Consider the following 13,499-nt stretch of genomic DNA (forward strand, 5'->3'; position numbering starts at 1 on the left):
AGGGGCAGCCCGGCAGTGACGTTCTGCCGGGCGCTTGCTAAACCAGCGCCTGTGCCAGCAGGCTAATGGGATGCTCGCAGCGCTTGTGGGTGGACATCTCAATCTGCCATTTACAGGTTTCACAGTCGGTCACCACAAGATCCGCGCCGCTCTCCTCAATCTGGCGGAACAGCGGGGCACCGATTGCCTGTGATGTTTCGTAGTTTTCCCGCTTAAAGCCGTAGGTACCCGCGATGCCGCAGCAGCGCGAATCCAGCACCGTTAGCTCCAGCCCGGGGATCAGCCGCAGCAGCTCCAGCGTATAGAGAGCCCAGCCCATTTTTTCCATATGGCATGGCGTGTGATAGACCACTTTCAGCGGTAACGCCTTCAGGGGCAACGTCTGTCCGCCGTCCAGCCTGCGCCACAGAAAGCGCGTCGCCAGCTCGATATGTTCCCGCAAGCCGCTGTTATCGACATCCAGCAGGTGCGGATACTCATCGCGCAGCGTAAAGGTACAGGTGGACGAGGTCGCCAGCACCGGGATCCCCTTGTCGACAATGGCCTCGCGCAGCGACGAAACGTTGCTTTTCGCCTGCCTGCGCGCTTTATCCGTAAACCCGTTGGCGATGAGCGGGACGCCGCAGCACTTCTCTTTGCTGAGAAGCTGTACCCCGGTCCCCATGGCGTTAAGCACTTTCAGCAGATCTTTTCCCAGCTGCGGATGGTTGTAGTTCACGTAACAGCCGTGGAAGAAGGCGACCTGTTCGGCAAACTGCGTCTGTTCCGCTGCAACGGATTTATACCAGCGGCGGAAAGTCCCGTGAGAATATTTTGGCAGGCTGCGGTGATGGTCGATTTTAAGCGTGGCGTCCAGCAGCTTGCGCACCGGCGGGAGTGAGGTAGCGGCATTCACCAGCGGGGCAAAGGGCGTGGAGAGGCTGCCCATCAGATCGGTATGGCTCAGAATGACGTCCCGCAATGACGGTTTTTGCCTGCTGTAGCGCGCCCGGGCGCGCTGGATGATATCCCCGATGTTGACATCCGACGGGCAGGCCACCTCGCAGCGTTTACAGTTGATGCAGTATTTCAGCGCCTCATCGTAGAGCCTGCCGTCCTTCAGGCGCAGGCGCTCGCCGTCGGGCCCCGCCTGCTTCGGACCGGGATAGCGCGGGCTCACGCCGCTGACCGGGCAGACCGTAGTGCAGACCGTGCATTTAATGCAGCTTTCGAAACGGGTATCGTTCATTGTTCAGCCTCCGTGCGCTGAATAATCTGCTCCGCAACGTAGATTGCCGTTACGGCACAAACGCCGCCGCCACAGCCCTGGGTGATGGGATCGTAGCCGCCCAGCACGGAGCCGATGGCGAAAAGATTGCCGATCGCCTTACCGGAAAGCTGCGGGTGCAGATGGGTATCCACGATAACGCCGAACTGCTGCCAGGGCTGCGGCGTAAAGAAATCGCTCTGATACCAGTCCGCGCGAGACGGACTTTGCCTGACATCCAGGCCCAGAATGGCTTCCCGGATCCCCTCGCGGGTGCTCAGCAGCCCGTTGCTGAAGAAGCTGCCGCTTGCCAGCACGGTGAAGTGCGCGCGCAGGGGAATATCGCCATGGTTGCGCGTCCATACCTCGCTGACTGCCCCGTCGGTCAGGGTGATTTTTTTCACCTCGTCTCCCGCCATCCACACGCCACCCTGCGCCACAAATTTGCGCTGGAGCTGGGTATGGAGGCGAATGCCGGGCACCGAAGGTGGAAGCCCAGGCAGTAACCCGAGCGTGCAGGGCAGGCGATCCGAAAGCCAGCGCCAGAGCCTGTTGTCGCTTAAGCCAAAGCAGGCGGGCATAAAGAGCGCGTCACATGTTTCGCCGAGCGGCCTGAGGGCATCGTACAGCAGCGACCATCTCTCCTCGTTATCCAGAAAACGGGCAATATTCACCGCGCGAAACTCGCTCGGGTTATCGCGCAGGACATCCAGTTCGGGCAGCTCAATCTCGGCCGCCTCGGCGTTAACGCCCTGGCGACACAGCGAGGCCGCCGCAAGATGGGGCTGAAAATCAAGAAAACCGCTGATGCCCACCACCCGCACGCGCGCGGCATTAAAGGGGGCAACGGGCACCTCTTCAGGGCTAAGCCAGGCGGAGCGCAGTTTGCCAAGCGGCGTGATCCGCTGATGATTTTGCCTGGCGCTCCCCTGCAGACGCGCGCCGCACTCCGCCAGCAGCGCTTCGGTTTCCAGCGCCAGGCGGTCAATATGCTGTGCGCCAGTCAGGTGATAAGGGTGCTCCGGCGGCAGTTTATCGCGGTAGCTTTCGTCCACCAGATCCAGCGAGCCCGAGGAGAAGTGCAGGGCGCTCTGGCCCCGGGTGATAATGGCGCAGCGCAGCCCCTGCTTCGTGAGTTTGATGCCGCAGAGCAAGCCCGCCAGCCCGCCGCCGACAATCACCGTATCAAATTTCATCCTGTTGCTCCTTCTCAAGACCGCAAAGCCCCTGGTAGACCCAGCGGGTAAACTCGGTTTCGCGCAGGGCATCGCCCCAGGCGACAGGCTGAATGCCTTTCCAGCGTTCATTTAAAAAAGCGCTGAGCTGATCCAGCGACTGGGTGGCGGTAGTGGTATTAAAACGCTGCAACAACCCGGCGGCACGACAGGCGCAGAGTTCGCCCTGGCAGGTGCCCATGCCCACGCGGGTGCGGCGACGGAGATCGAGCAGGCTATTGACCGTCAGATTCTCGACCGCGTACTGCACTTCACCGGCGGTGACGGCTTCACATTCGCAGACCAGACTGCGGCTAAGCCGCCCTTCACCCAGCCAGGCCGGCGTCCTGTCGCCATGGCGATAGACGGCCGACCCGCGCAGCGGGGCAGGGAGGGAGATGATCTTTTGCAGCGTTTTCTCGGTGGGCTGCCGCGATCCGGGCAGCGGTTGTTCTGCGGTGACGCAGGGCTGGCTATTGCCCAGCTTGCGGCAGACGGCATCGGTCGCAAGCTGGGCCATCAGGCGGTAGGTCATCAGCTTGCCGCCGGTAATGGTAATGAACCCCTCCATGCCGTCGCGCTCAGCGTGATCGAGAAGCACGATGCCCCGGCTAACGTTACGTCCGCTCGGATCGTTATCGCTGGCGACCAGCGGACGTACTCCGGCATAGGCACGGAGAATGCGGGTCTGCGCCATCACCGGGGCCAGTTTTTCCCCTTCGCGCAGCAGGATATCCACCTCTTCGGCGGTCACGCGATTGTCATCAATCTGGCTGTAGTCGACGTGGGTCGAGGTCGTCCCGATTAACGAAATGGTATCGCCGGGGACGAGGATATCGGCATCGGACGGTTTGCGGCAGCGGTTGATCACGTGGTTATTAATACGGTGGTCGAGGATCAGCAGCGAGCCTTTTGCCGGGAACATGCGAACCGACAGGTCGGCGTATTCCGCGATGCGCTGTCCCCAGATCCCAGCGGCATTGACGACCACGGAGGCAAACAGCTCGCTGTATTCGTTGTATTGCGCGTTAAACAGCCGCACGCCACAGATGCGATCGCCTTCGCGGATAAGCCCGGTGACGTCGTGTCCGGTCAGAATGCGCGCGCCATGCTCGCGGGCGTCCAGCATATTGGCGGCCGTCAGGCGAAAAGGATCAACCGTACCGTCAGGCACTTTCACCGCCCCCGTCAGAGCCGGGTTGACCGAGGGCTCAATGCGGCGCGCCAGGGCCGGGTCGATGACCTCGGCCGCAATCCCCGCCGCCCGGCAGGCGGTAATAAAGGTCGACTGAAAGGCGAGATCGTCTTCGGGAAGGGTGATAAAGAGACCGTCGGTCGGTTCGATGCAGTGGCGGGCGATGCGCCGCAGGATCTGATTTTCGGCAATACACTCGCGTGCGGATTCACCGTCGGTGACCGCATACCGTGCGCCGCTGTGCAGCAGACCATGGTTACGACCGGTTGCGCCTGTCGCAATATCATGGCGCTCCAGAAGCGTGACGCTCAGGCCGCGAAGGGCGCAATCGCGTGCGATCCCGGCACCCGTTGCACCACCGCCAATGATAATCACATCGCTGTAACCTGGATCGTGAATTGTCATTGTCATCCCTCAGTGTTCGTTTTTTATCATTTAGCCACATGAAAACTGTGGTTTGTTTGATTTCGAACACAAACGAGCGAAATTCGAAACTGAAACAGCGTTTCGTGCGCCTTTTTGCGCATTTTGTCATATTTCTGTAACAATATGTGCGTTGATTCACAGTAACAATCACCGTGATTTCTTAACATCCCCGCCTCTGGAATTCAGGTGCGAGCCACCTGCTCATTCACTTCAAGGCCACGGAGGCTGTCATGCTCAGTATCTTCAAACCTGCGCCGCACAGGGCGCGTCTGCCTGAGGCAGAAATAGATCCGCTCTACCGCCGTCTGCGTTGGCAAATTTTCCTGGGGATCTTCTTCGGGTACGCGGCGTACTACCTTGTACGTAAAAACTTTGCGCTCGCCATGCCGTATCTGGTGGAGCAGGGCTTCTCCCGTGGCGATCTCGGCTTCGCGCTGTCGGGGATCTCTATCGCCTACGGGTTTTCCAAATTCATTATGGGCTCCGTGTCGGATCGCTCGAATCCGCGCGTGTTCCTGCCCGCCGGTCTGATCCTGGCGGCAGCGGTGATGCTGTTTATGGGCTTTGTTCCCTGGGCAACCTCCAGCATTGCCATCATGTTCGTCCTGCTGTTCCTCTGCGGCTGGTTCCAGGGCATGGGGTGGCCGCCATGCGGACGCACCATGGTGCACTGGTGGTCGCAGAAAGAGCGTGGCGGCATTGTGTCGGTGTGGAACTGCGCCCATAACGTGGGTGGCGGTATTCCGCCTCTGCTGTTCCTGCTGGGGATGGCCTGGTTCAACGACTGGCACGCTGCGCTCTATATGCCTGCCTTCGGTGCCATCGTGGTGGCGATTATCGCCTTCGCTCTGATGCGCGACACGCCGCAGTCCTGTGGCCTGCCGCCGATTGAAGAGTACAAAAACGACTACCCGGATGATTACAGCGAGCAGCATGAAGAAGAGCTGACCGCAAAACAGATCTTCATGAAGTACGTGCTGCCTAACAAACTGCTGTGGTACATCGCGGTGGCGAACGTCTTCGTCTACCTGCTGCGTTACGGCATCCTCGACTGGTCGCCGACCTACCTGAAAGAGGTGAAGCACTTCGCGCTGGATAAATCGTCCTGGGCCTACTTCCTGTACGAATATGCCGGGATCCCGGGCACCCTGATTTGCGGCTGGATGTCGGACAAAGTGTTTAAAGGTAACCGCGGCGCAACGGGGGTGTTCTTCATGACCCTGGTGACCATCGCGACCGTTGTCTACTGGCTCAACCCGCCAGGTAATCCGGGTGTGGATATGGCCTGTATGATCGTTATCGGCTTCCTGATTTATGGTCCGGTTATGCTGATTGGTCTGCACGCCCTCGAACTGGCACCGAAAAAAGCGGCGGGGACGGCGGCAGGCTTTACCGGTCTGTTCGGCTACCTCGGCGGCTCGGTCGCAGCGAGCGCCATTGTCGGCTACACCGTTGACTTCTTCGGCTGGGACGGCGGCTTTATGGTGATGATTGGCGGTAGCGTGCTGGCGGTACTGCTGCTGATTGTGGTCATGATCGGTGAAAAACGTCACCACGCGGAAGTGCAGGCGCGTCGTCAATAAGGTGCAGGTTTATGGCTGGATAACCAGGTGGCGGCTTCGCCTGACCCGGCCTGTGAACTGCGGTTTTGTAGGTCGGGTAAGCGAAGCGCCACCCGACACAATCACATCTCGATCTCAATATCCCCTTTTGCCCGGCAGCAGCAGGGCAAAATTTCCCCTTCGTTGATAAAGGCCAGCGGTTCGGTGACCCAGTCAACCTGACCGGCAACCAGACGACAGCGGCAGGAGCCGCAGTAACCTTCGCGGCACTGGTATTCAACGGCAATCTGATGGGATTCCAGCGCAATAAGCAGGGAGGGGTGCTCTTCCTGGCACAGAACTTCTGTGCCAGAAAGACGAAGCGTCACGCGGCTCATCAGAGCTGGAAGTCGCTCAAATCGTCGGTGTTAACTTCAGAGTCAATCTGACCGACCAGGTAGGAGCTCACTTCCACTTCCTGCGGCGCAACCTGGACGTTATCGGACACCAGCCAGGTGTTGATCCACGGGATCGGGTTGGAGCGGGTCTGGAACGGCAGGTCGAGACCGACCGCCTGCATACGGATGTTGGTGATGTACTCCACGTACTGGCAGAGAATATCTTTGTTCAGGCCGATCATGGAGCCGCCCTGGAACAGATATTCCGCCCACTCTTTCTCCTGCTGGGCCGCCTGGACAAACAGGTCATAGCTCTCCTGTTTGCACTCTTCAGCAATCTCGGCCATCTCCGGATCGTCCACGCCGCTGCGCAGCAGGTTCAGCATATGCTGGGTGCCGGTCAGGTGCAGGGCTTCATCGCGGGCGATCAGGCGAATGATTTTGGCGTTGCCTTCCATCAGCTCGCGTTCCGCGAAGGCGAAGGAGCAGGCGAAGCTGACGTAGAAGCGGATCGCTTCCAGCGCGTTCACGCTCATCAGGCACAGGTAGAGTTTTTTCTTCAGCTCACGCAGGTTCACGGTGACGGTTTTGCCGTTCACGCTGTGGGTGCCTTCACCCAGCAGATGCCAGTAGCTGGTCATCTCGATCAGGTCGTCATAGAAGTGGGAAATGCCTTCCGCGCGCTTCAGGATCTGGTCGTTGGTGACGATATCATCGAAGACAATCGCCGGATCGTTGACGATGTTACGGATGATATGGGTGTAGGAGCGGGAGTGGATCGTCTCGGAGAACGCCCAGGTCTCAACCCAGGTTTCCAGCTCCGGGATGGAGATCAGCGGCAGCAGGGCCACGTTCGGGCTGCGCCCCTGGATGGAATCCAGCAGGGTCTGATACTTCAGGTTGCTGAGGAAGATGTGCTTTTCGTGATCCGGCAGGGCCTGGAAGTCGATACGGTCGCGGGAAACGTCAACTTCTTCCGGACGCCAGAAGAAAGAGAGTTGCTTTTCGATCAGCTTTTCGAAGATGTCATATTTTTGCTGATCGTAGCGCGCCACGTTGACCGGCTGGCCGAAGAACATCGGCTCTTTGAGCTGGTCGTTTTTCGTCTGTGAAAAGGTGGTGTATGCCATTGAAGTGAGTCCTGTTGAAATTGTATTGCCCGGCGGCACTGCGTTTGCCGGGCCTACAAAACCGTAGGCCGGGTAAGCGTAGCGCCACCCGGCATTAACATTAAATCTTACATGCGCCGCTTTCGCAGCCGTCATCCTGAATAGATGGGACCAGATCGTCCTGCGCATCTTCCGCACCGTCGCGGGTGTTTTGATAGTACAGGGTTTTCACGCCAAATTTGTAGGCGGTGAGCAGGTCTTTCAGCAGCTGCTGCATCGGCACTTTCCCTGACGGGAAGCGTGACGGATCGTAGTTGGTGTTCGCAGAGATCGACTGGTCGATAAACTTCTGCATGATACCCACCAGCTGCAGGTAGCCGTCGTTATTTGGCATCTCCCACAGCAGCTCGTAGTTGTTTTTCAGCAGCTCGTAGTCCGGCACCACCTGGCGCAGGATCCCGTCTTTCGACGCTTTGATGCTGACGTGACCGCGCGGCGGCTCAATACCGTTGGTGGCGTTGGAGATCTGCGAAGAGGTCTCGGACGGCATCAGGGCAGAGAGCGTGGAGTTACGCAGGCCGTGAGTCTTGATGGATTCGCGAAGCGCTTCCCAGTCAAGATGCAGCGGCTCATTGGCGATCGCATCCAGGTCTTTCTTGTAGGTGTCGATCGGCAGAATGCCTTTGGCGTAGGTGGTTTCGTTGAACCACGGGCAGGCACCCTGTTCGATGGCCAGCTCGTTCGAGGCTTTCAGCAGGTAGTACTGAATGGCTTCGAAGGTCTGGTGCGTCAGGTTGTTAGCGCTGCCGTCGGAGTAGCGTTTGCCGTTTTTCGCCAGCCAGTAAGCGTAGTTAATCACGCCAATACCCAGCGTACGACGACCCATCGCACCGCGTTTTGCTGCCGGGATAGGGTAATCCTGATAATCCAGCAGCGCATCCAGAGCACGTACCGCCAGCACCGCCAGCTCTTCCAGCTCGTCGAGGCTGTTGATTGCACCCAGGTTAAACGCGGAGAGCGTACAGAGGGCGATTTCGCCGTTTTCGTCGTTAACATCTTCCAGCGGTTTGGTCGGCAGGGCGATCTCCAGACACAGGTTGGATTGGCGCACAGGCGCAACCACCGGATCGAACGGGCTGTGGGTGTTGCAGTGGTCGACGTTCTGGATGTAGATACGGCCGGTAGAGGCACGTTCCTGCATCATCAGCGAGAACAGCTCAACCGCTTTCACGCGCTGCTTACGGATGCTGTCGTCGTTTTCGTACTGCACGTACAGACGCTCGAATTCGTCCTGATCGGCGAAGAAGGCGTCGTACAGGCCCGGGACGTCGGACGGGCTGAACAGGGTGATGTCACCGCCTTTCAGCAGACGGGTGTACATCAGCTTGTTGATCTGCACGCCGTAGTCCATGTGGCGCACGCGGTTGCCTTCCACGCCACGGTTGTTTTTCAGTACCAGCAGGCTTTCGACTTCCAGATGCCACATCGGGTAGAACAGGGTGGCCGCACCACCGCGCACGCCGCCCTGAGAGCAGGATTTCACCGCGGTCTGGAAGTGTTTGTAGAACGGGATACAGCCGGTGTGGAACGCTTCACCGCCGCGAATTGGGCTGCCCAGGGCACGAATACGACCGGCGTTGATGCCGATACCGGCACGCTGGGAAACGTATTTCACAATGGCGCTGGAGGTAGCGTTGATGGAATCCAGGCTGTCGCCGCACTCGATCAGCACGCAGGAGCTGAACTGGCGGGTTGGGGTGCGCACGCCAGACATGATCGGCGTTGGCAGAGAAATTTTAAAGGTGGAAACGGCATCGTAGAAACGCTTCACGTATTCCAGACGGGTTTCACGCGGGTAGTTAGAGAACAGGCAGGCCGCCACCAGAATGTAGAGGAACTGGGCGCTCTCGTAGATTTCGCCGGTCACGCGGTTCTGGACCAGGTATTTACCTTCCAGTTGCTTCACCGCGGCGTAGGAGAAGTTCATATCACGCCAGTGATCGATAAACCCGTCCATCTGCCTGAACTCTTCTTCCGTGTAGTCTTCCAGCAGATGCATGTCGTACTTGCCGAGCTCAACCATCTTCACCACATGATCGAACAGCGCTGGCGGCTCAAACTGGCCGTAGGCTTTTTTACGCAGGTGGAAAATCGCCAGACGGGCAGCGAGGTACTGATAATCCGGTGCTTCGCGGGAGATGAGATCCGCCGCGGCTTTGATAATGGTTTCGTGGATATCAGACGTTTTGATGCCGTCATAGAACTGGATATGGGAGCGCAGTTCAACCTGAGAAATCGATACGTTATTCAGCCCTTCTGCTGCCCAGTCGAGAACTCGATGGATTTTGTCCAGATTGATACGCTCGGTAGCACCGTCGCGCTTTGTCACCAGCAGACTCTGATTCATGTGGGTTTTTACCTGTCCGTGAAAAATGAAAATATCCCCTGCTTATCCACAGGCCTCTGTGGATAAATACTATATATAGGGGTTTTACGATAAGGATAACGCTAGATGGTGAGTATTCTAGTAAGGATTCTTTTCAGCACAAGAGTTGATTTTGAGGTTAAATTCAGGTTGCCAAAGCGTGATAAAGGCTAAGTCCACGAACCATAAGGCCTGGACGAGATGTCAATATTCAGCAAAAAAAAACGAAAATTTGATCGAGTGCTGATTTCTTCAACGCATGGCCAAGATTGCGCAACCTTTGCTGCGCAATCTTTATAAGGAATCTGAATGACGTTAGTCGTTTTTGGCGGTTGTGTGCAACATATAGTTAACATCCACGCCGGGTGCCAGTTTGAACTTGTCGGTGAGCGGATTGTAGTGCAGGCCGGTCATGTGCTGCTCTTTCAGCCAGGTGCCGTCGACCCAGCTCAGCAGTTCCGCCGGCTTGATGAATTTTTTCACGTCGTGAGTGCCTTTTGGCACCATCCGCAGCACATACTCTGCGCCGACTACCGCCATCAGCCACGCCTTGCCGTTGCGGTTGATGGTGGAGAAGAACACCTGGCCGCCCGGTTTTACCAGCGCCGCACAGGCTTTTACCACCGATTGCGGGTCGGGAACGTGCTCCAGCATTTCCATGCAGGTGACGACGTCATACTGCTGGGCGTGCTCCGCCGCGTGGGCTTCCACCGTTTCCTGCACGTACTCCACCTGAATACCGCTTTCCAGCGCGTGCAGACGTGCCACCTGCAGCGGCTCAAAGCCCATATCCAGTCCGGTTACCGTGGCGCCTTCGCGCGCCATGCTCTCGGCCAGGATGCCGCCGCCGCAGCCCACATCGAGCACCTTTTTACCGAACAGGCCGCCGGAACGCTCCGCGATATAGCCCAGGCGCAGGGGGTTAATGCGGTGCAACGGTTTGAACTCACCTTCAAGATCCCACCAGCGTGAGGCCACGGCTTCAAATTTGGCGATCTCTTCGTGGTCGACGTTTTGAGCCACCGGGGATTTTTCCGCATTCATGGACGCTTTTACTCCGTAATTTAAAGACGAGGAAGTATATCAGGATAACAAAGCAAATTAGTTTAAACCTAAGCGGGTGTGTTATAATTTCCGACCTTTGAATCCGGGATACAGTAGAGGGATAGCGGTTAGATGAGCGACCTTGCGAGAGAAATTACACCGGTTAACATCGAGGAAGAGCTGAAGAGCTCCTATCTGGATTATGCGATGTCGGTCATTGTTGGCCGAGCGCTGCCGGATGTCCGCGATGGACTTAAGCCGGTACACCGTCGCGTACTATACGCCATGAACGTATTGGGCAATGACTGGAATAAAGCGTACAAAAAATCTGCCCGTGTCGTTGGTGACGTAATCGGTAAATACCATCCTCATGGTGATTCCGCGGTGTACGACACCATCGTCCGTATGGCGCAGCCATTCTCGCTGCGTTACATGCTGGTTGATGGTCAGGGTAACTTCGGTTCTATCGACGGCGACTCCGCTGCGGCAATGCGTTATACGGAAATCCGCCTGGCGAAGATTGCCCATGAGCTGATGGCCGATCTGGAAAAAGAGACGGTAGATTTTGTCGACAACTATGACGGCACGGAAAAAATTCCTGACGTTATGCCGACGAAGATCCCTAACCTGCTGGTAAACGGTTCGTCCGGTATCGCCGTAGGTATGGCGACCAACATTCCACCGCACAACATCACTGAAGTGATCAACGGCTGCCTGGCCTATATCGACGATGAAGACATCAGCATTGAAGGGCTGATGGAACACATCCCGGGCCCGGACTTCCCGACTGCAGCGATTATCAATGGCCGTCGCGGTATCGAAGAAGCGTACCGTACCGGTCGCGGCAAGATCTATATTCGTGCCCGCGCCGAAGTCGAAGCGGATGCCAAAACTGGCCGTGAGACCATCATCGTCCACGAAATTCCGTATCAGGTGAACAAAGCGCGCCTGATCGAGAAGATTGCCGAGCTGGTTAAAGAGAAACGTATTGAAGGTATCAGCGCGCTGCGTGATGAGTCTGATAAAGACGGCATGCGTATCGTGATTGAAATCAAACGCGACGCGGTAGGGGAAGTGGTTCTGAACAACCTCTACTCCCTGACTCAGCTTCAGGTCTCCTTCGGTATCAACATGGTGGCACTGCACCATGGTCAGCCGAAGATCATGAACCTGAAAGACATTCTGAGCGCGTTCGTGCGTCACCGCCGTGAAGTGGTGACCCGTCGTACCATTTTCGAACTGCGTAAAGCCCGCGATCGTGCACACATCCTCGAAGCGCTGGCCGTCGCGCTGGCGAACATCGACCCGATCATCGAACTGATCCGTCGTGCGCCAACGCCTGCCGAAGCGAAAGCGGGCCTGATCGCCAAACCGTGGGATCTGGGCAACGTTTCCTCCATGCTGGAACGTGCCGGTGACGATGCTGCGCGTCCTGAGTGGCTGGAGCCGCAGTACGGTATTCGCGATGGCAAATACTGGCTGACCGAACAGCAGGCACAGGCGATTCTGGATCTGCGTCTGCAGAAACTGACCGGCCTTGAGCACGAAAAACTGCTCGACGAGTATAAAGAGCTGCTGGAGCAGATCGCTGAACTGCTGCACATTCTGGGCAGCGCCGATCGCCTGATGGAAGTGATCCGCGAAGAGCTGGAGCTGGTCCGCGATCAGTTCGGCGATGAGCGTCGCACTGAAATCACCGCTAACTCGGCGGATATCAACATCGAAGACCTGATTAACCAGGAAGACGTTGTTGTGACCCTGTCTCACCAGGGCTACGTGAAGTACCAGCCGTTAACCGACTACGAAGCACAGCGTCGTGGCGGGAAGGGCAAATCGGCGGCACGTATTAAAGAAGAAGACTTTATCGACCGCCTGCTGGTGGCCAACACCCACGACACCATCCTCTGCTTCTCCAGCCGGGGCCGTCTGTACTGGATGAAGGTCTATCAGCTGCCGGAAGCGAGCCGTGGCGCGCGTGGACGTCCAATCGTCAACCTGCTGCCGCTGGAGCAAAACGAACGCATCACCGCGATCCTGCCGGTTCGCGAGTACGCTGAAGGCGTAAACGTCTTTATGGCGACCGCCAGCGGTACGGTGAAGAAAACTGCCCTGACCGAGTTCAGCCGCCCACGTTCTGCCGGCATTATTGCCGTCAACCTGAACGAAGGCGATGAACTGATTGGTGTGGATCTGACTTCAGGCTCTGACGAAGTGATGCTGTTCTCTGCCGCCGGTAAAGTGGTGCGCTTTAAAGAGAACGCGGTGCGCGCGATGGGTCGTACGGCGACCGGCGTTCGCGGCATCAAGCTGGCGGGTGAAGACAGTGTGGTCTCCCTGATCGTTCCACGTGGCGAAGGCGCAATCCTCACCGTCACCCAGAACGGTTACGGTAAACGTACCGCGCAGGACGAATACCCAACCAAGTCCCGTGGCACCCAGGGCGTTATCTCGATCAAAGTCACCGAGCGCAACGGTTCCGTTGTTGGCGCGGTACAGGTCGACGATGCCGACCAGATCATGATGATCACCGATGCCGGTACGCTGGTGCGTACCCGCGTGTCGGAAATCAGCGTGGTCGGGCGTAACACCCAGGGCGTGATCCTCATCCGTACCGCGGAAGATGAAAACGTGGTGGGTCTGCAGCGTGTCGCTGAGCCAGTAGATGATGAAGAGCTCGACTCTATCGACGGTAGCGTGGCAGAAGGTGACGATGAAATCGCACCGGAAGCGGAAACCGACGATGATGCGGCAGATGATGCCGAAGAGTAATCTCTCCTGACGATAAAGGGCCGGTTTCCGGCCCTTTTCTTTTGCTGCGGCCCTGAATTGCAGACAACCGAACGTTGCGACGGCGGCGATTTACCGCTACCTTAACCCATTCCTTGTGATCCTGACGGCGGA

Annotated in this window: 9 protein-coding genes; 2 read left to right on the plus strand and 7 right to left on the minus strand. The window is 57.6% G+C overall.

Features of this window, described 5'->3' with window-relative positions; all coding sequences use genetic code 11:
- Window positions 1-37: 37 nt before the first annotated feature.
- The 3 genes from glpC to glpA are packed head-to-tail and all read right to left on the minus strand — an operon-like array spanning window position 38 to window position 4,060.
- Window positions 38-1,228 (minus strand): anaerobic glycerol-3-phosphate dehydrogenase subunit GlpC, encoded by a 1,191-nt coding sequence (gene glpC, locus FFB58_RS10935; protein WP_138369876.1) that lies wholly within the window; start codon window positions 1,226-1,228, stop codon window positions 38-40.
- The gene (gene glpB, locus FFB58_RS10940; protein ID WP_138369877.1) at window positions 1,225-2,442 is read right to left on the minus strand and encodes a glycerol-3-phosphate dehydrogenase subunit GlpB; all 1,218 of its coding nucleotides are present in this window, start codon (window positions 2,440-2,442) and stop codon (window positions 1,225-1,227) included. The genes glpC and glpB overlap by 4 nt, the downstream gene beginning before the upstream one ends.
- Window positions 2,432-4,060: an anaerobic glycerol-3-phosphate dehydrogenase subunit A gene (gene glpA, locus FFB58_RS10945; RefSeq protein WP_138369878.1), complete on the minus strand. Its 1,629-nt coding sequence runs from the start codon at window positions 4,058-4,060 to the stop codon at window positions 2,432-2,434. Before glpA ends, glpB begins: the two co-directional genes overlap by 11 nt.
- Window positions 4,061-4,311: 251 nt before the next feature.
- On the opposite strand from glpA, the gene glpT reads away from it, so the two are divergent.
- Window positions 4,312-5,664, plus strand: a complete 1,353-nt coding sequence (glpT, locus tag FFB58_RS10950; protein WP_138369879.1) for a glycerol-3-phosphate transporter — start codon at window positions 4,312-4,314, stop codon at window positions 5,662-5,664.
- A gap of 101 nt (window positions 5,665-5,765) precedes the next feature.
- Here glpT and yfaE read toward each other — a convergent pair whose 3' ends face one another.
- From yfaE to ubiG, 4 genes are all read right to left on the minus strand, one after another.
- Window positions 5,766-6,020 carry a class I ribonucleotide reductase maintenance protein YfaE gene (gene yfaE, locus FFB58_RS10955; RefSeq protein WP_138369880.1) on the minus strand — a complete coding sequence of 85 codons (255 nt, stop codon included), beginning with the start codon at window positions 6,018-6,020 and terminating at the stop codon, window positions 5,766-5,768.
- Window positions 6,020-7,150, minus strand: coding sequence for a class Ia ribonucleoside-diphosphate reductase subunit beta (gene nrdB, locus FFB58_RS10960; protein ID WP_039031007.1), 1,131 nt, complete (start codon window positions 7,148-7,150; stop codon window positions 6,020-6,022). The genes yfaE and nrdB overlap by 1 nt, the downstream gene beginning before the upstream one ends.
- Window positions 7,151-7,250: 100 nt before the next feature.
- Window positions 7,251-9,536 carry a class 1a ribonucleoside-diphosphate reductase subunit alpha gene (nrdA, locus tag FFB58_RS10965; protein ID WP_039031008.1) on the minus strand — a complete coding sequence of 762 codons (2,286 nt, stop codon included), beginning with the start codon at window positions 9,534-9,536 and terminating at the stop codon, window positions 7,251-7,253.
- Between the two features lie 333 nt (window positions 9,537-9,869).
- Window positions 9,870-10,598 (minus strand): bifunctional 2-polyprenyl-6-hydroxyphenol methylase/3-demethylubiquinol 3-O-methyltransferase UbiG, encoded by a 729-nt coding sequence (gene ubiG / locus FFB58_RS10970; protein WP_039031009.1) that lies wholly within the window; start codon window positions 10,596-10,598, stop codon window positions 9,870-9,872.
- 132 nt (window positions 10,599-10,730) lie between these two features.
- Between ubiG and gyrA the strand changes: the two genes are divergently transcribed.
- Window positions 10,731-13,367 carry a DNA topoisomerase (ATP-hydrolyzing) subunit A gene (gene gyrA / locus FFB58_RS10975; RefSeq protein ID WP_039031010.1) on the plus strand — a complete coding sequence of 879 codons (2,637 nt, stop codon included), beginning with the start codon at window positions 10,731-10,733 and terminating at the stop codon, window positions 13,365-13,367.
- Window positions 13,368-13,499: the final 132 nt, after the last annotated feature.

The sequence above is a fragment of the Enterobacter sp. MF024 genome, assembly GCF_005843915.1.
Classification (GTDB): Bacteria; Pseudomonadota; Gammaproteobacteria; order Enterobacterales; family Enterobacteriaceae; genus Enterobacter; species Enterobacter barmai.